The sequence below is a fragment of the Cohnella ginsengisoli genome, from assembly GCF_029525555.1.
Lineage (GTDB): Bacteria > Bacillota > Bacilli > Paenibacillales > Paenibacillaceae > Cohnella > Cohnella ginsengisoli.
In genome coordinates this window covers 990,177-1,013,223 of the sequence record NZ_JAPDHZ010000003.1, presented here as the reverse complement: position 1 = coordinate 1,013,223, position 23,047 = coordinate 990,177, and the positions used below count along the sequence as shown (strand labels likewise).

Sequence of the window (23,047 nt, the reverse complement as noted above, 5' to 3'; positions counted from 1 at the left end):
GTCAATGCATTCCCTCCCTGTTCACTTGCCGGAATAGTCGAATTGAATCCCTTGATCGTCCTGGATCAGCTCCTGCGACGCGATGCGGGCGGACAGCAGGACGATGGGCACGCCCGCGCCGGGATGCGTGCTGCTGCCCGTGAAGTACATATTGTCGCAGTGCTTGGCCTTGCTTTGCGGACGCATATGGTTGCTCTGGGACAGGACGGGCATCAGGCCGAAGGTGGATCCGTTGTACGCATTGAACCTCGACTCGAAGTCGCGCGGCGTGATGCAAGTTTCCGTCACGATCTCTTGCTCGATGTTTTCAAGACCGCGTATTTTCTTTAACGTGTTTAGAATATAAGCGCGGTAATCCCGGATCGTCGTCTCGTCCCACTCGTAGTTGGCCGCAGCCAGATTAGACACCGGCATCAGAATGTACAAGCCGTCTTTTCCTGCCGGCGCGAGGGATTCGTCCGCTTTGGAGGCGACGTATACGTAGAACGACCCGTTCGTCAGTTTGTTTCCTTCAAAGATGTCGTTCAGATTTTTTTTCAGATCCTCATTAAAAATAAAATTGTGGACATGCTCGATTTCGTCGTATTTGCGGTTCATGCCCAAATAGAGAAGGAAACAGGAGCAGGAGTATTTCAATTTATCGATCTTTTGATCGGTATATTTTCCTTTCGCCGCCCGGTCCTTCACGAGATTTTTCATGGCGTACGGGAAGTCCGCATTGCATAAGACGAAGTCCGCCGGCACTTGCTGCCCGTCTGCGACGATGCCGGTCGTCTTGCGGCCATGAATGCTGATCTCCTGCACGCTGCGGTTATAGTGAACGGTTCCGCCCAATTCTTTAAAGAGCTTCTCCATCGCCAAAGCCATCGTATACATGCCGCCTTTGATGAACCATACGCCGTACATGAATTGAATCATCGGTATCATCGTATAGAACGAAGGGCTGCGAAAAGGCGATATGCCGATGTACAGCGTCTGGAAGCTGATCAGCTGCTTGAGCCGTTCGTTGCGGATATATTTGCTCATGAATCGGTCGGCCGTATCCAGCGTCTTCAGCTTCATCGCTTTTTTCAGCATCGAGAAGTTGTAGAAGTCGCGGGCTTTGCGGAAGGGCCGTTGAATGATATTGTGCTTGGCGACGATAAAGCGTTTGTAAATCTCGTGCAAATAGAGGAAAAATCCCTCCATGTCCGCTTCGCTGACGCCTTCGATCGTCTTCGTCAATTGCGTCAGGTCGGAGGAGATGTCGAAGGGCTCGTCGGGCTTGTCGTTGTAGTACACCCGATACATCGGATCCAGTCTCTCCATGGGGATGTAATCGTCGGGATTGCGGCCGCATAGCTCGAAGATCTCCCTGTACAGCTCCGGCATCATGACGATCGTCGGTCCCAGATCGAACGAATAGCCGTCCTTTTCGATCCGGTGCATTTTTCCGCCCGGCAACGCCTCTTTTTCGTAAATCTCAACCTGGTATCCCGCATGCTGCAGTCTGATCGCGCTGGCCAGTCCGGCCACGCCGGCGCCGATCACGACAACCTTCTTGTTGTTCATGTGAATGACCTCGTTCCCGTTTTATTCGACGCGGATACGATGGCATCGATGCGTCCGCGATTGTATCGCTGCACGACGATGATCGGCAAGTTAAACGCCGCGGCATACAGGACCATGATCCAGCCCACCCATACGGGGTTCCATAGAAAAAACAAGGGAGCCGGCAGGATGGACAGCCAGTGGGTCAGCTCCGCCCGTTTGGTCTCCGCGGCGAAAACTTTCAGCTCGCCGACGCGCGTGCCGTGCAGCTTCTTTTTTGCCGTAGCCTCTTCTTAATATCGCTGTTCCGTCGATGATTCGTCCCTTCCACCGCTTCACGAAAAAAAGCTGCTGCCAGCGCTTGCCCGATCGCTCCCAGGCGCCCAGCCGAAACCAGAAGCCGTCCTTCAAAAAATAGGATTGGGGAAGCTTCAGGCAAAGGACCGAGATGGCCATGTGGAAAAAGGCCCAGGCGAAAATATCGATCGCGACGATCCAAAAGTTAGATAACGTAACGAGCGGCACGGCAGTCCTCCTCAACCGTTCTGTCTCCCACTACAACAGCCTCTACAACAGCCGCTTTCTGAACTTTCGTACGATCTTCATGTCCAGGGCCGAATAAGGCGGATATTTATCGGATACGTGCCAGTAGCGGTAGGCTCGGTAAGCGGTCTTCGGATAGCTGAACGCCCGAAAGCCGGCTTTGCCGTGATAGCTGCCGTGCCCGCTTCGACCGACGCCGCCAAAGGCGACGCGAGGGTTGGCGCCGTGATGGATAACCTGATTGACGCTGACGGTCGTCGAGCGCATATAGGCCTGGACCCGCTTGATCTGCCGTTGGTCTTGGCTGAACAGATAAGCGGCCAGGGCATCGCGCGCAATCGCCTGCCGCTCAAGCAAGGGCTCCAGATCGCGATAGGGAACGACAGGGAGGATCGGCCCGAAAATCTCCTCTTGCAGGATCGAACTCCCCGGCGGGATGTCGGTTAATATCGTCGGCGCGATAAACAGATCGTCCGCATCGCTGGCGCCCCCAAACCGGATGCGGCCCTGCCCCATGAAGCGCTGCAGCCTTTGAAAATGTGCGGCATGGCAAATGCGCGCATAATCGTTGCTCTCCTCGGGCTTTTCCCCGTAAAATTCGAGCAGCGCCGATTGCATTTCCGCCAGCGTGCGCTCATAGACCGATTCATGTACGAATAGTGTGTCCGGCGCGATGCAGGTCTGGCCGGCATTGAGAAACTTGCCCCAGACGATCTCGCGAACGGCCGCGGGAGAAAATCCCGACGCATCCATGATGCAGGCGTTTTTCCCCCCGAGCTCCAAAATAACGGGAGTGAGCTGCGCGGCCGCCTGCCGGGACACGGCTTGTCCCGTCTGCCCGCTCCCCGTGAAGAAAATGAGATCGAAGGGCAGGGAGGTCAGCGTCCGGGCCGTTTGCGCGTCTCCTGTCACGACGGTCAGCAAGTCAGGGGGAAACGTTCGGCCGACGGTCTTTTGCAGCAGCTCGCTCGTAGCGGGCGCATATTCCGATGGTTTAATCACGCAGCGGTTGCCCGCCGCAATCGCGCCGATGGCCGGCATCAAGGCGAGCTGCAGCGGATAATTCCAGGGGCTGACGATCAGGACGCTGCCATACGGATTTCTATGGGTGCGAATCGCTTCGATATAGCCGAATTTAAAAGAGTAGGCACGCCCCGGTTTCGTCCATTTCGTTAACGACCTGCATACATGCTCGATTTCGTTCAGCAACAACGCGATTTCAAAAGAATACGCTTCGAAGGCAGGTCTTCGCATATCGGACACGAGCGCCGCTATAAACGCCGCTTCATGGTCCAGCAGCATCCGCTTTAGCCGCAGCAGCGTTTCTTTTCGTTCTTTCACCGTAGGGGCAGGCCGCATGCGCGCAGCTTCCTGCTGCTTTTCCAAGACCGCCTGCAGCGCGTCGCGCTCTTGACTATCCATCGCTGGCGTCCCTTTGCACGATTTTATCCCGGACCTGCTGGCCGCTTAACGTGACCATCGGCATCCCGGCGCCCGGATTGACCGTGCCGCCGACGAAGTAGAGATTGTCGTACCGCGTGCTCTGCTTCGGATGCTTGAACCCTTTGTTTTTTTTGCGGTCGGACAAGGTGCCGTAGATCGCCCCGCGATCCGAGCCGTAGACGCGCCTGATATCTTCCGGCGTCCATACGTCTTTGGTTACGATATGGCTGCGCAGATCCGTGAGTCCCATTTTTTCCAATTTGATCAGCACCCGTTCGGCAAAGCGTTCGTAGTCCTGCTGCGTAAAGGGCTTCTCCTGAATGTGGGGGATATGGGGCAATACTTTTAAATTTTCGTAGCCTTCGCGCGTCTGCGCAGCATCCGTCTTATTGGCGTTGACCAGATAAATGACCGGATCGTCGGGCAGCTCATGGGTATGGAAGATTCGAGTCATCTGCCGCTTCATGTTGTCCGCGAAGAAAAAATTGTGGTGGGCAAGCTGCGGATAAGACTTCTTCACGCCCAGGTGCATGACAAGCCCGGAGCTTGCCGGCTCGTATTTCTTTTTAAGCGACTCGACGAAAGGCTGCTCTTCCTGCAGCACCTTCTCGTAGAACGGGATGACTTCCATATTGGAAATGTAATAGTCGGCCGACAGTTCGGTTCCGTCCTCCAGCTGCGCCCCTGCGATCTGGCCATCCCTCTTATGAAGCCGGGCGATGCGCCTGCCGGTATGAATGGAGACGCCCGCTTCCTCCGCCAGTCGCACCAATCCGCGCGCGAGCAGGTGCATGCCGCCGGGAACGTACCAGAGCCCCTGCTCATGCTGCATGTAGATCATCATGTTCAGTACGGCCGGCGCGTCATAAGGGGAGGAGCCGACGTATTTAATGAAGTATGAGAGCATGTCCCGCAGATCCGGGTTGCTGATCCGCTTGGCGATGGACCTGTATACGGTGGAAAACAGATCGAAGCCCGTCAGTGCGTTGAAAACGCCGTTATAACGCGCGATATCCTTCGTATTATCGGCGCCGTGCTTAAAATAGCCTTGCTCCGTCAGCGCGTACAGCTTTTTGGCGTATCGGAGCAACGACTCGTATTCGCGCATATCCCGCTCGTTCAGCGAGGGATTTTTCGATTTCATGTCTGCCAGATTCTCGTACAGATCGATCCGGTTGCCGTTCGGGAAAAAGGATCGCCACTGATGGTTCAGCTTGACGGTGGGGACGTAGTCCTTCATCCGCTTGCCGCTCGCGGCAAACAATTTTTCGAAGATGTGCGGCATCGTCAGAATGGAGGGACCCAGATCGAAGCCGAAGCCATCCTGCTCGAGCCGGTTCAGCTTGCCGCCGATATGAAGGTTCTGTTCGTATAAAGAAACGGCATAGCCGCTTTGTCTTAAGGAGATCGCCGCGGATAAGCCGCCGAGTCCGCCGCCGATCACCAATACGCTTTTATTGTTCAACCGTTCACACACACCTTTCAGCGATTGAAGGGCCATTGACAATCGCGGCGCTAATCTTGATTATGGCATCCGTCGTCACATAGTTTCGCTTGGAGAAACAGTCGTGACCGCTTTCTCTTACGGCATCCAATATCGCTCTGTACAAGCCGACGGATAAAGCGAGCGGCCTTTTGCTGTCGGCGTCAAAAGCGTCCAGGCTGCCGTGAAACTGGTCGTAGAGCGCTTCCGCGTGGTTGGCCAGCCTCTCCCATAAACGCACGAAGTTCTCGTTAATCACGCCTTGCCGCAAGTCCGCCGGGGAATAACGGAAGCGCGCCATTTCTTCCTCGGGCAAATAAATCCGTTGCTTCTGCTGGAGATCTTCGCCGACGTCGCGCAGGATGTTCGTGATTTGCATGGCGATGCCCAGCTTGACGGCCGACGGGCGCAGGTCGTCTTCAGCCTTCGAAGCGAGCACGGGCAGCAGCATCAGGCCGACCGAGCCCGCGACGTGGTAGCTGTAGCTTTCGAGCGCACGCATGTCTTTCGGGCTGGAAAACTCGAGATCCATGAATTGTCCGGCCAACTGGTCGTAAAAGGGCCCGATGTCCATGTCGTATTCCGTGAAAACGTGACGGAGCGCGCGCCACAACGGATGATCGGCTTCGGAGCCCTTCCTGAACCCATCGAGCTCTTCTTTTAACCGCTGCAACGACGCGAGCTTCTGCTCGGGCAGTCCATTCGAATCGGCGCAATCGTCAGCCGTTCTGCAGAACGCGTAAATGGCGTAGACGGCTTTCGCTTTTTCCGGCGGGAGCTGCGAGAAGGCGTAATAAAAGCTTTTGGAATGCTTCTTGATAATGGCTTCGCAATAAGCGAAATCCGCGTGCAACTGCACTTTGTCCATAATAGCCTCCTTTGGACTGAGCGATGACCCGGCAGGTTGGCGGCCTGTGAATGTCGGCGGCGCGCAAGCGGCTTCACTTCGCAAGGACGAGGCGATCGGTCTCCCGAAGCGCCCGAATGTCGGCGGCGCCGATGCCGAACATGGCGATCCTAAGCTCCAGCTCGGCTTGTTCGAGCGCTCGCTGCAGCTTCTCCTCGGAATCGTGGGCCGCCTCCAGCAGGCTGCGTCCGAAGCCGGCCAGATTCGCGCCAAGCGCCAATGCCTTGGACGCCTGAAGTCCGTCGGATAGGCCTCCGCTTCCGATCAAGACGACGTCGGGCAACGCGGCTCTGACCTCCTGAATGCATTCGGACGTCGGAATTCCCCACTCCGCGAACCGTTCCGCCGCCGCTTTTTTGACCGGATCGGATGAGCGCAGCTTTTCGACCTGGCTCCAGGACGTTCCTCCCGCACCCGCCACGTCGATAAATTGAACACCCGCGTCGCACAAGAGCCGAGCCGTCCTCCCGTCGATGCCCCAGCCGACTTCTTTCACGCCGACCGGGACGGCCAGTGCGCGGCACAGCTTTTCGATTTTACTCAGCAGTCCGCTAAAATCCGTGTTGCCGCCGGTCTGGATCACTTCTTGCAGCGAATTGAGATGAAGGACAAGACCGTCGGCCTCCACGATGTCGATCGCTTGCCTGCATTTCTCGGCATTGAAGCCGTAGTTAAGCTGTACGGCGCCCATATTGGCGATAAGGGGAATGTCCGGCGCCAGCTTCCGAACGCGAAAGGACGTCGCCGCTTCGGGATTTTCGATGGCCGCCCTCAGCGATCCTAGTCCCATGGCCCATCCCTTGGCCTGGGCGGCCGTCGCCAGCCGCCGGTTGATCTCGCCGGCTCTCGGCGTTCCGCCGGTCATGGAACTGACCAGGAAAGGCGTCTTCACCGTCCGGCCCAAAAACTGCGCGGATGTATCGATTAAAGAATAATTCAACTCGGGAAGGGCATTGTGTCGGAATCGATAGCGGTCTAGCCCCGTCCCGGCATCTAATCCCTGCACATCTTCGCGCAGGCAGAGATCCAGATGTTCGTCTTTACGCCTGATCGTATCCGTGTGATCCACCTCGATTCATCGCCTGAATGTTCAATGTTGTATAGATTTTGTATAGATTATGATTAGATAATAGCCGATTTTGTATAGCTTGTCCAACGAATATCTTTATACTTTGAAAAAAAGGAGCGTAGGGGCCTGTTCGAGCGGAACCGGACGGAGGTCGCGTCGATAGGTAACAGGCAAAGGGAGCGTACAAGTAGCATTTATGTCCAATAATTCCGCATCCTAAATATCCTAAGTACGATCTTTAGTTTATCCAGTAAACAAACTCGCCGGTTCCCCTTATACTGAAAGTGCTTACAAAAACGATGAATCGCTAGGGAAGGGGTTCGAAAGCAGTGGCGAAAAAACTGTGGACAGCCGGCATGGCTGCCGCCCTGGCCGTATCGATGGCCGCATGCTCAAGCGGCAACAACAACGGAGGCAACGCGTCCCCCCGCCGCGTCAAGCGGCAGCGCGCCGGCGAGCGGCTCGGCATCGGCTACCGCAACGGCGTCTGCGTCGGAGAAGCCGCTCGACAAAGTCACCTTCACCTTCTTCAACGGCGTCGCCGGCGAGAAGGACTTGAACACCAACGAGACGACGATCGGCAAGGCGCTCGAGGATCAGACCGGCGTCAACTTCAAGATCGAGCATCTGGTCGGAGACCTGAATACGAAGATCGGCACGATGATCGCATCCGACCAATATCCGGACGTCATGATCCCGGACGCCGCGATCGAGGAAGTGCTGAAGGCGGGCGCCTTCATCCCGCTCGACGATCTGATCGAGCAGTACGGGCCGAACATCAAGCGCGTCTACGGCCCTTACTTCGAGCGCATGCGGGCCGACTACGGCGGCAAGATCTACTTCCTGCCGTTCGGACCGCAGGTCGGCGAGTACGTGGCGGATCCCAACATCAACCAGGGCGCGTTCTGGGTACAGCGCCGCGTGCTCAAGGAAGCGGGCTATCCGAAGATCAAGACGCTGGACGAATACGTCAAGCTGGTCGAGGACTATGTCGCCAAGCACAAGGACGAGAATCTGACAGGCATGATCACGCTGACGCACGACTGGCGGTTTTTCGCGACCTCCAATCCGCCGATGCACCTCGCCGGCTTCCCGAACGACGGCAACGTCATGGTCGACATCCATACGAACGAAGCCAAGACGTACGCCGGCTCGGAGAACGAGAAGCGCTGGCTCAAGACGCTTAACGATCTGAACGGCAAAAATCTGTTCGACAAAGCCTCCTTCGTCGACAACTACGATCAATATATCGCCAAGCTGACCTCGCACAAGGTCGTAGGCTTCTTCGATTACGGCTGGCAGATCGGCAACGCGATGAACGTGCTGAAGGACGCGGCGAGAAAGGATCAGGCGCAGGACGACTTCGTCTACTTCCCGCTGCCGGTGACGTTCGACGGCACGCACGACCAGTACCTGGATCCGCCGGGATGGACCAGCAACCGCGGCGCCGGCATCACCAAGAGCGCCAAGGATCCCGCCCGCATTATCCAATACTGGGACAACCTGCTGACGGACGACAATCAGGTGCTCAAGAGCTGGGGCATTAAAGGCGAGACGTACGAAGTGGACGACAAGGGCCGCTTCTACCGGACGGCAGAGCAGATTGCAAAGCTCGACGACGCGTTTAACGAAAAGTTCGGCTTCAAGACGTACGATTGGGATTGGCCGCAGTACGGCACTTCGTCCACGCTTGCGGACGGCAACGCGGTGGCGCCGGGCTTCCAGCCGGAGGTGTTCCAGCTCAGCCTGACCGAAGGCGACAAGACGATCCTGGACAAGTACGGCGTGCAGACCTATGCGCAGATGTTCGACAAGCCCGAAGACCGTCCGTGGTTCCCGGCCTGGAGTATCCCCAAGGAGCAGGGATCGCCGCAGCAAATCTGGGAGACCAAGAAGGACGATCTGCTTAAGAAATACTACGCCAAGCTCGTGCTCGCGAAGCCGTCGGACTTCGAAGGCGTATGGGCCGACTATATGAAGGAATTCGGCAAGCTCGATACGGCCGGCTACGAAAAGTGGTACACCGAACAAATCAAAAAAATCGTGGAAGTCGCCAAGTAATAGATGCTTTTCGATAGGAGGGCCAAGCCGGCTTGACGCGCTGCTTCGTGCTGAAGGCCGGCTTTCCTTTCGATTCTTTAGCCCGACGGAAGGAGCAAGAAGGATGGAAAACAACACCGCGCTGTCAACGTCGCCGTCAACGTCGACGTCAAAGCCAGAGCCGGGCGGGCTGAAGCTGTTTTTCAAAAAACTCGTGTCGCAGCGCATGCTGGTCCTGATGTCCGTGCCCTTTGTCATCTGGCTGTTCGTGTTCAAGTACGTGCCGGTGTGGGGATGGACGATCGCGTTCCAGGATTATCAGCCTTCGCTGGCCTTCAAGGACCAGCAGTGGGTCGGCTTTTCGCATTTCCGGTCGCTCTTCTCGGAGGACCGCTTCCTGATCGCCCTGCGCAATACGCTCGCGATGAGCGGCATCAATCTCGTGCTCGGCTTCGTGACGGCCGTGTCGCTTGCCTTGCTCCTGAACGAGGTCCGCAAGGTCGCGTTCAAGCGCGTCGTGCAGACGGTCAGCTATTTGCCTCACTTCATCTCCTGGGTCGTCGCCGCGGGCATCATCCAGACGATGCTGGCGCCGGACGGCGTCGTCAATGAGCTGCTTAAGGCGTTCGGCATGATCGAAAAGGGGCAGGAATATCTGTTCCTCGGCAAGGCGGAATGGTTCTGGGGCATCTTCGGCGCAAGCTCCGTGTGGAAGGACGTAGGCTGGAATACGATCGTCTATCTGGCCGCCATCAGCTCGATCGACCCGGCGCAGTACGAAGCGGCGGAGATGGACGGCGCGGGCCGCCTGAGACGGATGTGGTATATCACGTTGCCGGGCATCAAGCCGGTCATTATCGTGCTGCTCATTATGAACATCGGCTATTTGCTGGAATCGGGATTCGAACCGCAGTACCTGCTAGGCAACGGTATGAACGTCGATTATTCCGAGAACATTGACATATTCGTGCTCAAATACGGCCTCCAGCAGTTCAACTTCCCGCTCGCGACCGCGGCAGGCATGTTCAAGACGGTCGTCAGCTTCATCCTGCTGTTCTCGGCCAACCATATCGCCAAGCGATTGGGACAAGACAGACTGTTCTAGAAGGAGGGGTCCCTATGGCGAACGCGTCAGGCGCGTCGCGGCAGGCCCGCAGCTCGCGCAGGCATGCTTCGGTCGGCGACCGGGTATTCGATACGTTGAATTACGTCTTCCTCACCCTGCTCATGGTCGTGACGCTGTATCCGTTTTTGAATACGCTCGCCGTGTCGCTCAACGCCGCGAGCGATTCGATCAAGGGCGGCATTCATTTGTGGCCCCGGCAGTTTTCAGGCGAGAACTACAAGTTCGTGTTCAACGAGGCGACGATCTACAACGCGACGCTCATCTCGGTGCTGCGCACCGTCATCGGCACGATCGTCACGGTGTTCGCGTCCGCGATGGTCGCCTATACGATCAGCCGGCAGGAGTACGTGCTGAGGAAGGTCGTCACGATCGCCTTTATCGTCACGATGTACATCAACGGCGGCCTTATTCCGAACTATTTGCTCATCCGCGATCTGGGCCTGATCAACAGCTTCTGGGTATACATTCTGCCGGGCATCATCGGCGTGTTCAATCTGATCATTATCCGCTCCTTCATCGAGCAGCTGCCGGAGAGCGTGATCGAGTCGGCGCGCATCGACGGCGCGGGGGATTTCCGGACGTTCATTAACATCGTGTTCCCGCTGTGCCTGCCCGTGCTGGCGACGGTGGCGCTCTTCACGGCGGTGTACCAGTGGAATTCGTGGTTCGACGTGTTCCTGTACAACTCGTCCAACGTCAAGCTGAGCACGCTGCAGTACGAGCTGCAAAAAATATTGCAAAACTCGAACACGACCTCCAGCGCCGAGACGGCGTTCGCGAACTCGTCTTCGGGCGCTTCGATCAAGGTGTCCCCGCTCTCGATCCGGGCGACGATGACGATCGTGGCGGCGGTCCCGATGATCGTCGTGTATCCGTTCCTGCAGAAGTACTTCGTGAAGGGCATGACGGTCGGCGGCGTGAAGGGATGAGATTGGTGAAGGAATAGGAAGGGAAAAAGCCAGGAGAGGAAAGGCGCAAGCGCCTGCGGTATCGGGAGGGAGAGACAAGCGCGATGAATTCGAAAAAAGGGCCGGCGGACGCGAAAAGCGACGAAGAGATGGATAACGGCAAGGGAGCATTCGTCACCGGGCAGTATCCGAACCTGCTCGAACGGTACGGCCATGCGCAGGAGGAGATCGAGGCCAGACTGGCGGATGCGTGGCGGCGGCTGTTCGGCGACGACGAGCGTACCCGGATCTATTATCCGTCCGGTGACGATATGGGTTATATGCTGGACACCGGCAATCTCGACGTGCGGACGGAAGGCATGTCCTACGGCATGATGATGGCCGTTCAGATGGACGACAAGGCGCTGTTCGACCGGCTGTGGCGCTGGACGTGGACGTACATGCATATGAATGAAGGCGTGCATGCCGGGTACTTCGCCTGGTCCTGCGCGCCTGACGGGACGCGGAATTCGTCGGGGCCTGCGCCGGACGGCGAGGAGTACTTCGCGCTGGCGCTGTTCTTCGCCGCGCACCGCTGGGGCGAGGGCGATCCGCCGCTGGACTATGCGGCGAAGGCGAGGGATATTTTGCGGGCCTGCCTGCACAATGGCGAGCAGGGGCCGGGCTACCCGATGTGGAACCGGGACAACCGGCTCATCAAGTTCGTCCCGGAGTGCGCGTACAGCGATCCGTCGTACCATTTGCCGCATTTTTACGAGCTGTTCGCGCTGTGGGCGGATGAAGCGGACCGGCCTTTCTGGCGCGAGGCTGCCGCAGCGAGCCGGGCTTATCTGCCGCTCGCCTGCCATCCGGAGACAGGGCTGGCGCCGGAGTACGCCTATTACGACGGCACGCCGAACGACGAGCGCGGTTACGGTCATTTTTACAGCGACGCCTACCGGGTCGCCGCCAATGTGGGCCTCGAAGCGGCCTGGTTCGGCGCGACGCCGTGGATGGCGCGGGAGGCGGAGGCGATCCTGCGCTTCTTCGCGGACAAGGACCCGGCCGACTACCGGCGCTACCGGATCGACGGCACGCCGTTCGAGGAACCGGCGCTGCACCCGGTCGGCCTTGTCGCGTCCAACGCGTGCGCGGCGCTCGCCGCGCCGGACAGCCCGCATGCGCGCGAGGCCGTCGCGCTGTTCTGGCGCACGCCGGTGCGCGAGGGCGAGCGGCGCTATTACGACAATTGCTTGTACATGTTCGCGCTGCTGGCGCTGAGCGGGCGGTACCGGATCTGGATGCCTGCGGCCTAGGCGCGGCGGTCGGCAGGGTGCATGAAGTTAGCGGTTAGAACAGGAGTCTCTGTTGCAGGAGACTCTTTTTTATTTGCACGGAAGGGGCGCATGAATGATGATCGCCGGTAAAGCCGGACATGAGGCGTATGAGCAAGCATGGTTGGGTTACAGGCGGTTGGAGGACGAGGCGCTGCGCGCCCGGTATGCGGCGGTATGCGGAAGGTTGATCGTGGTCGGCGAAGGCGCTGGGCTGGCTTCGGCGCGGCTGGAGCTGCGCCGCGCGATCAAGGGCTTGCTGGGCTGCGAGCCGGTCGACTTGTCGGCGGAGACCGAAGCCGGTATCGGAGATGAAGGGGCGGTAGGGCCGGCCATTGTCGTCGGACTGGCGGATGCGGTACGTGACATATGGGTTAAATCGGCGTCAGGTGCGGCGGGTACGCAGGCAGGAGCAGGAGCAGGAGCAGGAGCAGGAGCAGGAGCAGGTGCAGGTGCAGGTGCAGGTGCAGGAGCAGGAGCAAGAGCGGGGCCAGGAGCAGGAGCGACGGAAATGCCCGACATGGGCACGTTCGGCGACGAGGACTATGCGATCCGATCCGGCAAGGACGGCAGCATTTATTTGCTCGGAGGCGGCGAGAAGGGCGTGCTGTACGCAGCATTCGGCTTCATCCGCCTTCTGCAGACGGGCGGCGATATTCGCGTCCTCCAAACGGTAGAGCGGCCCGCTTATCCGCTGCGGATGATCGACCATTGGGACAATGCGGACGGATCCGTCGAACGGGGCTATGCGGGCGGGAGTTTGTTTTTTAATGATGGACGGCTGGGCGAACGGCTGGACAGAATTCGCGATTACGCGCGTCTTACGGCTTCAATCGGAATCAATGCGGTGGCCGTCAACAACGTCAACGTTCACGCCGAAGAGACGCGACTGCTGGCGCCCGAACGACTGGACGACGTGGCGCGGGTGGCCGACGTCCTGCGCGAGTACGGGATTGCGCTTTATCTGAGCGTCAACTTCGCCGCGCCGATCGAGCTCGGCGGGCTCGTTACGGCCGATCCGCTGGACCCGGCCGTCGCGGCCTGGTGGCGCGATACGACGGATGAGGTGTGCCGGCGCATCCCGGGCTTCGGCGGCTTCGCCGTCAAAGCCGACTCGGAGCATCGCCCCGGCCCGTTCACCTATGGGCGGGATCACGCGGATGGCGCCAATATGCTGGCGGACGTGCTTGCCCCGCACGGCGGCACGGTCATTTGGCGCTGCTTCGTTTACGATTGCAAGCAGGATTGGCGGGACCGGCGGACCGATCGCGCGCGCGCCGCCTACGACCACTTTATGCCGCTTGACGGCGCGTTCCGGGACAATGTCGTGCTGCAGATCAAGCACGGACCGATGGACTTTCAGGTGCGGGAGCCCGTCTCGCCGTTGCTGCTCGGGCTCCGGCGCACGCAGATCGCGCTGGAGCTGCAGATTACGCAGGAGTACACGGGGCAGCAGCGTCATCTCTGCTATCTGCTCCCGATGTGGAAGGAAGTGCTGGACTTCGAGGCCGGCGACGGCCGCACGGTGGCGGACGCGGCGGGAGGGCGCAAAGGCGGGACGAAAGTGGCAGGGCGCCTGGGCGGTCCGGACACGGGAGGGCGCAAGGACGGTTCGGCGGACGCAGATAGACAGGGCGGCGAGGCAGCGGCCATGGGAGGTTGGCGCGGCGGCCTGGCTGCCGTATCCAACGTCGGCACCGACGCCAACTGGACCGGTCACCTGCACGCGCAGGCGAACTGGTACGGATACGGCCGACTCGCCTGGGACCCTTCGGCAACCGCCGAGGCGATCGGACGCGAGTGGATCCGGATGGCGCTGGGGCCGGACGCGTCCGTCGAAGAGACCGTCATCAAGATGCTCATGGACTCGCACGCCATTTACGAATCGTACACGGCGCCGCTTGGCGTCGGCTGGATGGTCCAGCCGAACCATCATTACGGCCCGAACGTCGACGGGTACGAATATAGCCCCTGGGGCACCTATCACTATGCGGACCGGGCAGGCATCGGCGTCGACCGGACCGTCGCGACCGGAACCGGCTACGCGGGTCAGTATCCGCCCGCAGCGGCGGCCATGTACGAATCTCCGCGCACCTGTCCGGACGAGCTGCTGCTCTTCTTTCACCATGTGCCGTACGACGCGCGTCTCAAGACTGGCAAAACGGTTATTCAACACATTTACGATACGCGCTTCGAGGGCGCCGAACGTGCCGCCGGACTGCTCGCAGCCTGGAACAGCATCGCGGACCGGCTTCCCGCGCGCGTCCACATGGATGTCCGGGCGCGCCTCGCCCACCAAGCCGAGCATGCGCGGGAATGGCGGGACCAGCTCAATACCTACTTCTATCGCAAGTCCGGCATCCCCGATGCCCAGGGACGGACGATCTATTGAGCGTATGCGCAAGTGGCAGATTTGTTTCTATCGGAGACTCTCTGCGCGGGTAAGCTGCGGCGAATCGCGGGTTTGTTCCTATCTGAGACGATCCGCGCTTGGAGGCTGCGGCGAGTAATAGGTTTGTTCCTATCTGAGACTATCCGCGCTTGGAAGCTGCGGCGAATCGCGGGTTTGTTTCTATGTGAGACTTCCCGCGCTTGGAGGCTGCGGCAAGTGACAGGTTTGTTTCTATCTGAGACTACTTGCGCGGGAAAGCTGCGGCGAATCGCGGGTTTGTTCCTATGTGAGACTATTAGCGAGTAGAAGCTGCAATGCAATGCGAGTTTCCCGCGCATGGAATTTGCATGCGGCTCGATGAGAAAATTATCAACATATTCTAATAAATAACGAAATGCTTTGATTCGACGCCGTTTATTTCTCTTCATGGGAAAATTTGGCGTGTTTCAAATATGATATTGTGGGTTCGAGGCACGCATACATACATCTGGGAGGTACTCACATGTTTAAAACCAAGCCTGTTTTGCGCCGAATTCTGTCTGTCGGCTTATGCGCCGCAATCGGCCTGGGCGTCGCTACGGCCGGACAAGTCGTATCCGCCCCGAAGGCGGCCGCAGCTTCTTACTACGATACGAAAATCAAGCATGGGGTGAATCTGCGCGTCAGCGCTTCGGCAAGCTCGGGCGTCATCCGGATGATCGGCGCGGACGAGTCGGTTCACGTCGTCGGCCAGGCGAACGCTTACTGGCTGCATGTGTTCGACCAGAAGGGCAATTCGGGTTATATCTCGTCCAGCAGCGAATATACCAATTACGCCGCGGGCGGGAGCGGCGGCGCGGCGCCTTCCTCCGGCGGCGGCGCGAAGGCCGACCAGGTCGTCTCGATCGCCCAGAGCTATATGGGCCGCGTCAGCTACGACTACGGTACCCGTAACCCGTCCAAGCTCATATTCGACTGCTCGGCATTCACCCAGTTCGTCTTCGCCAAGGTCGGCGTAAGCCTGAAGTGGGGCACGAAGTCCCAGAAGACCGCCGGCTCCTACGTGAGCAAGGGCAATCTGGCGAAGGGCGATCTCGTATTCTTCGATACGATCGGCAGCAACAATGGCGTCATCAACCACGTCGGCATTTACATGGGAGGCGGACAGGTCATCCACGATACGCCTTCCGTCGACGGTCTCCAGATCAGCTCGGTCACTTCCGGCTTTTGGTCGACGCACTACGTGACCGCTCGCCGCGTCCTCTAAACGCCCGCGCATACCAGAAGTTCTCGCTGCATATCTCATACAGACGTCGGGAGCGACAGGCTCCCGGCGTCTTTTCATTCACAAATTTCTGTACTCGCTCGGCGTCAGCCCGATCTCCCGCTTGAACACTTTGAAGAAGTACTTCTCGTTCTGAAAACCGACCATCTCGGCGACCTGATGCGCTTTATGAACGCCTTCCCGCAGCAGCTCGCAGGCCACGCCCATCCGGTAGTTCAACAGGTAAGCCGAGAAATTCTCGCCCGCTTCTTCCTTGAACAGCTTGCTTAAGTAGGGCGGGCTCAGATGGACGTGGTCCGCCAGGCTCTCGAGCGTGATTTCTTTGCTGAAGTTCTGATGGATGTACGCCTTCGCTTTGTCGATCAGGTGCGAATGGCCCTTGTCCTGCTTGGCGCGAACGAGCTCGAAGCAAACGCCCGTCTTCGAAGCGAACCACTGGACGACGGCATCAATGTCTGGGCACGCGTTGACCTGACTGTACAGCGCGAACTCGTCGCCCAGCGTCCCTTCCGGGTCGAAGCCCAGATGGCGCAATATTTTGAACTGGAGCATAATGAGCTGAAAGTGCAGCTTCATCAGCCGGTTGACGTCGATGACGCCCGCCGCTCTGAACGGGGCGAACAGTTCCTCGATGAATTGCAGGGCGGCCGTCTCGTCGCCCTGTTCGAAGATGCGGATCAGGGCCTGCTCTTTTTTCAGGCTGATGGCGTTGAACCCCTGCGCCTCCGAAGCCGCCTCCTGCCGCCGGATCACGCGATTCATCCCCTGCACCATCCGCTGCATGACGGCCTGCTCGGCAGATTCGAAGGAAGGCCGAATTTTCCGCCAATGGTCGACTTCGGCGCCGATTCCGATCGTGGCGGTGATCTTCGTGAAGCGAGAGATGCACCGGTTGATCTCCGCGCATAGCTCGTAGAACCGATCCGGGTCTGCCGCAGGATGGTCCGGCGCATAATTGGTCAGGATGCCCAGCCCGTCCTCGAGCTCGAAGGAATAGGCGATCACGCCCCGATCCGTCAAGATTTCCAGGGCAATATTTTCGAGCGAGAACTTCAGCGTTTCTTTTTCCTTGGAGCCGAGCTCGGATACCCGCGATTTGTAGTCGTCGATGCTCAGATAGAGCACGGTAAACGCGGACGCGGGCAAATGAATGTTCAACTCGCCGAACTTATCCTGGATGTACCGGTCCGACAGGACGCTGCCTCTCGCGAGCTCCAACAGGAAATGCTTGCGCATAAAATGAATGCCCTGGTTCATGGCGGATTCCATGCGTGACAAGCGCTGCCGCTCTTGACGGCCATAGGCGCGCTGCTCCATCGCTTGCGCCAGCGCTTCCTTCAGCTCCTGGTCTTTGATCGGCTTGAGCAGGTAGCCGAACGCGCCCAGACGGACCGCTTGCCGGGCATATTCGAAGACGTCGTACCCGCTGACGAAAATGAAGAGCGCGTCCCACTTCATTTCCTTCACCTTGGCAAGCAGCGCGTGTCCGTCCATGCCCGGCATGCGGATATCCGCGATGACGATATCGGGCCTCTCCCTGCCGATCGTCTCGAACGCCTCGATCCCGTCCCGCGCCTCCTCCACGTCGAACCGGCCGATCGCGGACAGCAAGGTCACGATCGATTCGCGGATCAAGGTTTCATCGTCGACGACGAGTATTTTCATGACGCGTTGGCTCCTTTCGCGTTTGGCAGCGTAATTTTGACGGTCGTGCCGGCGAGCGGCGCGCTCGTAATCTTAAGTCCGAAGGCATCGCCGAAATAATACTTGATCCGGGCGTTGACGTTGGCAATGCCGATCGCTCCGTCGGTGCCGTCATCCATCGATTCCGTTCCTCCGCCCGCCTCCAGCGCGGCGTTGATCTCTTCGATCCGCTCCGGCGCGATCCCCATTCCGGTGTCATGGATATAGATATAGAAGCAATCGTCGTAGGCTTTGGCCGTAATTCGGATCTCGCCTTTTTCCCGTTTGGGCTCCAAGCCGTGGTACAGCGCGTTCTCGACGATCGGCTGCAGCGTCAGGCGAAGAATACGGCAGGACATGACCTGCTCGTCGATGTCGTAGAACACCTCGAAGCGGTCCTGAAAACGGAATTCTTGAATGGACAGGTATTTCCGGATCTGTTCGAGCTCCTCAGAGAAGGGCACGAGGGCGCTCCTCTTGCTCAGGTTGTACCGGAACAGGTCGGACAGATGCTGCACCATGATCGAGGCGTGCGCGTGATCTTTCCGGTCGATGACCGTTTTGATCGAAGTGAGCGTGTTATAGAGAAAATGCGGATTGATTTGATTTTGCAGCGCTTTGAGTTCGGATTGATTGCGCAGCAGCGTCATTTCGTATTTTTGTTCGATCAGCTTTTTGGTGTTTTCGACCATGACGTTAAAGGAATTGCCGATCTGGCTCAGCTCGTTTTGCCCTTTGACCCGGATTCGCGTATGGAAGTCTCCGCGCTGGAACGAACGGAACGACACCATAAGCTTCTTGAGCGGCGTGGTGATGAAGTGCGAGAATGCGATGGAGATGACGAAGGCCAGGACGATCAGGACGATAAACAGCGAGAGATTGATTTTCTTCAGAAATAAGCTTTTCTTTTGCAGCTGGGTGTATGGAATGAGGGAGATGACCTTCCACTTGTAGGCCGAAGATTCGAAGAAGGTCGTCAGCATCCGTTCGCCGTTCAACCGATAATCGAATGCGTTCGCGGTTTTTCCGCCGGACAGCTCGTTGATTTGCCCGACGACTTCCTTGCTCAGCGATCGATTCGCGTAGACCACCTCGCCCGATTCTCCGAGCACGATCGAGATCTCGCCTTGTTCGGTTGCCGTGTTTTCGAGAATGCGCTGGATTTCGTTCACGTTTTGATCGACCAAGAGCACGCCGCTGGGCGCGTACTTGCTCGTTCCCAGATCGATGACGGCGCGCGCGATGGAGAGGACCGGCTTCCGGTCGTTCGCCCGGACGTCGATAAATTCGTTCACGTGCGGCTCGCGCAGCAGGGCGAAGCCTCGCAAGTCCAGCGCCTCCTTGAACCAGGGCGACTGCTCGACCGTCATGAGCGTGGCGGATCCGCTTTGTTTGTCGGCATGGTAGATCACTTCGCCGCGCATGGAGACCAGCGTGATGCCGTCCAGCCGGTCGTTGCTTTGCAGCACGCTCTGAAAGTAACGATCCATCCGTTTGTAGGATTCGAGATAGCGGGTATCGACCTCGGTAGACGGCGTCGTCAAGACCGGCAGCACGTCTTCCAGATTGTTGTAGACGGCCATCGATTGACGGTTCAGACTGTTTATATTTTCATCGATATTTTTGGAGATTTGCTCGATGATCGTCGACTTGTACTTGATAAAGTCCTGCTGTACGGCCGATGCGGACATCTTGTAAGAGAGAAAACCGAAGAACAGGACGGGCACGGAGATGACGAGCACGAATATCAGAAAAAGCCTGTACTTGAGGTTCTGTCTCAAGGGCTTGAACAAGCGGGTCATGGCATGCGTCGCAGTCGGCTGGCTGGTCATCGTCCACCTCGGGTTCTCGAGCGAATGGGGGCTACCGCTATTTTAGCCGATTCTCGTATTCTTTCGTAAAAGATCTTGCAAGCCGATAAAATAGTGTACCTTTTCTTAATTGTTTTCTCCTATGGAAGCGATTCCATTTCAATTATAGTTAGCTCCGTAGCTCACTACCTATCGAGAGGGAAGGGATCAATCGTGCATGTAAAAAAAGTTTCCGGTTTTATGCTCCTCGGCGCCTTCGCTTTGGCTTTTCTGTTCTTGGCATTAACGGGCGGCTCGCAGGTCGCGCAGGCGGCGGCATATACCGGGCAGACGTGGCGGGTGGTAGAGATCCCGCTGACGAGCACGAAATCGTATGCGAATCCTTACCTGGACGTCGACGTCAGCGCCACGTTCACCGGTCCCGGAGGCGTCACGATGACGATGCCGGGATTCTGGGACGGAGGCGGCAGCTGGAAGATCCGCTTCGCGCCGACCGCCGCGGGCACGTGGACGTACGCGACGTCCAGCACCGATACGACGAACGCCGGCCTGCATAACCAGACAGGCACGATCGCCGTCACGGCCTACGCGGGTACGCTGGACATTTACAAGCACGGCTTTCTCAAGCCGAGCGGCAACAATCGGTACTTGGCCTACGCGGACGGCACGCCGTTCTTCTGGCTCGGCGATACGCATTGGTTCGGGCTGTCCGACCGGCTGAGCTGGAGCAGCTCCAACAGCGTCGCATATCCGAACTCGGCGTTTAAGCAGACGGTGGACAAGCGGATCTCGCAGGGCTTCAACGTTTTCCAGACGATGCTGTTCCTCGGGGAGTGGGGGGACAACGGCCCGACCGGCACGAAAAACGAAGGGGGGCATCCGTGGAACCAAACGGGCTTGAGCTCGATCGATACGTCTGCGTACACGTTCGAGGGCGGCAACGTATCCAGCATTCAGGGCGGCGTCGCCGACCCGCAAATGTGGCGATTCGCGATCGACGGAAATCCAAGCACGAAGTGGATTGCGGCGAATAACGCTTTTCCGCAATGGTACGCGCTTGACCTCGGGAGCAGCAAGACGCTGAGCAAGGTCGATACGACGTTCGGGAACAGCGATACGTGGAAGTACAAGATCGAAGGCTCGGCCGACAATGCCGCTTATACGACGCTGGTGGATCGGACCGCGGGCGCGACCGGCGCTTCTTTCTCGGATGCGACGACGGCGACCGCCCGCTACGTGCGCATTACGATCACCGGCGCGACGGGGGGGAAGCAAAGCGTCGATCGCCGAATTCCGGCCCTACGATTCGGCCGGCAACGCCTACTACAACAAGGGACTGTTCAAAGACCTCAACCCGGCCTTCTGGCAAAACGTCGATCAGCGGATGAATTATCTGTCCGATGCCGGCATGGTGACGGCGATGGGGCTTGATTGGGCCCGCTACATGAGCGATTCGAGCTTCCTGAACGACTACAAGCGGGCGGCGCGATACGTGGTGGCGCGTTACGGCGCCTACCCGACGGTCTGGCTGACGAGCGGCGAAGTCGGGCGGGGCGATCCCGCGCAGTGGAGCCAGGTCGCAGCCTACGCGTACGGCCTCGATCCCTACAAGCGGGCGAACTCGCTGCACAACGAGGCGGACAACGCGATCCGCTGGCACGACCAGACCTGGTACGGCTTCGCGGCGCTGCAGGGCGCCCACGGGGAGCTGAAGGACAACCAGTATTGGCTGAGTCAATACAACGCGACGCCGACCAAGCCGATTCTGGAGTCGGAGATGAATTACGACGGCCTCGCGCCGAGCTATTATGTCAGGGAGAGCGCCTGGCATGCCGTCATGAACGGCTCGTTCGGCTACACGTACGGCACGCACGGAGGCTGGCAGGATCAGCTGAACGGATCGGACTGCTGGCAGGGCTGCGGCAGCCGGTGGGACGTCGCGCTCGATTTGCCGAGCGGCGAGTGGATGAGGCATTTCGGCAGCTTTTTCCGGGGCCTCGACTGGAGCGCGACGGCTCCGAGCGCCTCGAGGATCGCATGGAGCGGCGCGCCGACGTCGGGCAGCGCCCAGCCGGCGGTTCGCGCGAGCGCCGACGGTTCGATCGTGATGGCGCATCTCCCGTCTACGACGGCCGCGTATACCGGCACGGTCGGCGGCCTGACGAGCTCGCACGTCTACAACGCGTATTGGTTCAATCCGATCCAGGGCACGTACGCCGCGATCGCGAGCGGGATCACGGGCGTCGCGAGCTGGACGACACCGGCGCAGCCAAGCGTAACGCAGGACTGGGTGCTCCTGGTGCTGGACAACGCGCTGCCCCAGCCTGCCGTCAGCGTGCCGATGACCAAGATCGACGATACGGCTTCGGCCGTTGCGTATGGGGGCACATGGAACGCCGGCAGCCCGAATGCCAATTATTATAACAGTACGATTCATTGGTCGACGACCGCGGGCAGCTATGCGGAGTTCGCCTTCACGGGGACGAGCGTGAACTGGTATGCCTCCCGCAACCCCGCGCAAGGCAAAGCCGACGTCTATATCGACGGCGCGCTGGACGCGACGGTCGATTTGTACGGGGCATCCACGACGGACAGCGCCGTTATGTACGCCAAGGGAGGCCTGACAAACGCCTCGCATACGATCCGAATCGTGGCCCGCGGCGACAAGAACGCGGCATCCAGCGGCTACTACGTGACGGTCGACGCCTTCGAATACGGCGGAGGCTCCGGATCGGGCTCCGCAGATACGACCGCGCCTGCCGCGGTGACGAACTTGGCCGTCGCATCTACAACATCCGGGTCGGCGCTGCTCACCTGGACCGCGCCTGGCGACGACGGCAATACGGGCACGGCGACGAGCTATGACATTCGCTATTCGACGTCGCCGATCACGGCGAGCAACTGGGCCGGCGCGACCCAGGCGACGGGAGAGCCCGTGCCGTCGGCGGCGGGAACCAGCCAGAGCTTTACGGTGTCCGGACTCGGCGCAAGCACGACCTATTACTTCGCGCTGAAGACATCGGACGAGGCATCGAACGTCTCGGCCCTGTCCAACGTGCCGAGCGGCACGACGGCCGCGGCGGCCGCGCCGACGATTGACGATGCGAGCGCGGCAGTCGCATACGCGGGCACGTGGACCGCGGGCAGCCCGAACGCCGCCTACTACAACGGCACCATTCACTGGTCGACGACCGCGGCCAGCTATGCGGAATATACGTTTACGGGGACGAGCGTGAAGTGGTACGCCTCACGGAAGTCCGATCAAGGCAAAGCGGATGTCTATATCGACGGCGTGCTGGACGCGACGGTCGATCTGTTCAGCGCGACCGCATCGCTAAGCGCGATCGCGTATTCGAAGACCGGGCTGGCCGGCGGTTCGCATACGATTCGCGTCGTCGTGCGCAGCGACAAGAACGCGGCGTCCGGCGGATATTACGTCACGGTCGACGCCTTCGAATAGGCGGACGGCTAGGCGAAGTGGATAACAGAATGCACCATTTGATAAATTTCACCGCCTATAACGAATAGGAGCCGC

17 protein-coding genes are annotated in these 23,047 nt (G+C 58.9%); 8 read left to right on the top strand and 9 right to left on the bottom strand.

Annotated features, from left to right (window positions below; all coding sequences use genetic code 11):
• Positions 1-21: 21 nt before the first annotated feature.
• The 7 genes from OMP38_RS15955 to OMP38_RS35915 all read right to left on the bottom strand — a co-directional run bounded on the left by OMP38_RS15955 (position 22) and on the right by OMP38_RS35915 (position 7,541).
• Positions 22-1,551 (bottom strand): phytoene desaturase family protein, encoded by a 1,530-nt coding sequence (locus OMP38_RS15955; protein WP_277566013.1) that lies wholly within the window; start codon positions 1,549-1,551, stop codon positions 22-24.
• On the bottom strand, positions 1,548-1,775 hold the full coding sequence (locus OMP38_RS15950) for a glycosyl-4,4'-diaponeurosporenoate acyltransferase CrtO family protein (RefSeq protein WP_277566829.1): 228 nt from the start codon (positions 1,773-1,775) through the stop codon (positions 1,548-1,550). The genes OMP38_RS15955 and OMP38_RS15950 overlap by 4 nt, the downstream gene beginning before the upstream one ends.
• A gap of 322 nt (positions 1,776-2,097) precedes the next feature.
• Positions 2,098-3,495 carry an aldehyde dehydrogenase family protein gene (locus tag OMP38_RS15945; protein WP_277566012.1) on the bottom strand — a complete coding sequence of 466 codons (1,398 nt, stop codon included), beginning with the start codon at positions 3,493-3,495 and terminating at the stop codon, positions 2,098-2,100.
• A complete protein-coding gene (locus OMP38_RS15940) occupies positions 3,488-5,017 on the bottom strand; it encodes a phytoene desaturase family protein (protein WP_420869662.1) in 1,530 nt (509 codons plus the stop codon). The genes OMP38_RS15945 and OMP38_RS15940 overlap by 8 nt, the downstream gene beginning before the upstream one ends.
• A complete protein-coding gene (locus OMP38_RS15935; RefSeq protein ID WP_277566010.1) occupies positions 4,986-5,867 on the bottom strand; it encodes a phytoene/squalene synthase family protein in 882 nt (293 codons plus the stop codon). The genes OMP38_RS15940 and OMP38_RS15935 overlap by 32 nt, the downstream gene beginning before the upstream one ends.
• 73 nt (positions 5,868-5,940) lie before the next feature.
• Positions 5,941-6,975, bottom strand: a complete 1,035-nt coding sequence (gene fni / locus OMP38_RS15930; protein WP_277566009.1) for a type 2 isopentenyl-diphosphate Delta-isomerase — start codon at positions 6,973-6,975, stop codon at positions 5,941-5,943.
• Between the two features lie 392 nt (positions 6,976-7,367).
• Positions 7,368-7,541, bottom strand: a complete 174-nt coding sequence (locus tag OMP38_RS35915; RefSeq protein WP_420869661.1) for a hypothetical protein — start codon at positions 7,539-7,541, stop codon at positions 7,368-7,370.
• Here OMP38_RS35915 and OMP38_RS15925 point away from each other — a divergent pair.
• The 6 genes from OMP38_RS15925 (at position 7,531) to OMP38_RS15900 (ending at position 16,000) form a co-directional block, all read left to right on the top strand.
• The gene (locus tag OMP38_RS15925) at positions 7,531-9,036 is read left to right on the top strand and encodes a type 2 periplasmic-binding domain-containing protein (RefSeq protein WP_420869660.1); all 1,506 of its coding nucleotides are present in this window, start codon (positions 7,531-7,533) and stop codon (positions 9,034-9,036) included. The two genes, OMP38_RS35915 and OMP38_RS15925, sit on opposite strands and share 11 nt — an antisense overlap.
• A 103-nt stretch (positions 9,037-9,139) precedes the next feature.
• On the top strand, positions 9,140-10,120 hold the full coding sequence (locus OMP38_RS15920; RefSeq protein WP_277566008.1) for an ABC transporter permease: 981 nt from the start codon (positions 9,140-9,142) through the stop codon (positions 10,118-10,120).
• Positions 10,121-10,134: 14 nt separating this feature from the next.
• Positions 10,135-11,070 (top strand): carbohydrate ABC transporter permease, encoded by a 936-nt coding sequence (locus OMP38_RS15915; RefSeq protein ID WP_277566007.1) that lies wholly within the window; start codon positions 10,135-10,137, stop codon positions 11,068-11,070.
• Positions 11,071-11,153: 83 nt separating this feature from the next.
• On the top strand, positions 11,154-12,344 hold the full coding sequence (locus OMP38_RS15910; protein ID WP_277566006.1) for a family 8 glycosyl hydrolase: 1,191 nt from the start codon (positions 11,154-11,156) through the stop codon (positions 12,342-12,344).
• 94 nt (positions 12,345-12,438) lie between these two features.
• A complete protein-coding gene (locus OMP38_RS15905; protein ID WP_277566005.1) occupies positions 12,439-14,754 on the top strand; it encodes an alpha-glucuronidase family glycosyl hydrolase in 2,316 nt (771 codons plus the stop codon).
• Positions 14,755-15,256: 502 nt separating this feature from the next.
• On the top strand, positions 15,257-16,000 hold the full coding sequence (locus tag OMP38_RS15900; protein WP_277566004.1) for a C40 family peptidase: 744 nt from the start codon (positions 15,257-15,259) through the stop codon (positions 15,998-16,000).
• A gap of 78 nt (positions 16,001-16,078) precedes the next feature.
• Here OMP38_RS15900 and OMP38_RS15895 read toward each other — a convergent pair whose 3' ends face one another.
• Entirely contained in the window at positions 16,079-17,683 is a 1,605-nt protein-coding gene (locus OMP38_RS15895; protein WP_277566003.1) for a response regulator, read from the bottom strand.
• Positions 17,680-19,533, bottom strand: a complete 1,854-nt coding sequence (locus tag OMP38_RS15890; protein WP_277566002.1) for a cache domain-containing sensor histidine kinase — start codon at positions 19,531-19,533, stop codon at positions 17,680-17,682. Before OMP38_RS15890 ends, OMP38_RS15895 begins: the two co-directional genes overlap by 4 nt.
• A 192-nt stretch (positions 19,534-19,725) precedes the next feature.
• Here OMP38_RS15890 and OMP38_RS15885 point away from each other — a divergent pair, with 192 nt between their 5' ends.
• Complete coding sequence (locus OMP38_RS15885) at positions 19,726-20,943, top strand: DUF5060 domain-containing protein (protein WP_277566001.1); 1,218 nt, start codon at positions 19,726-19,728, stop codon at positions 20,941-20,943.
• On the top strand, positions 20,897-22,972 hold the full coding sequence (locus OMP38_RS15880; protein ID WP_277566000.1) for an apiosidase-like domain-containing protein: 2,076 nt from the start codon (positions 20,897-20,899) through the stop codon (positions 22,970-22,972). The genes OMP38_RS15885 and OMP38_RS15880 overlap by 47 nt, the downstream gene beginning before the upstream one ends.
• Positions 22,973-23,047 lie beyond the last annotated feature (75 nt).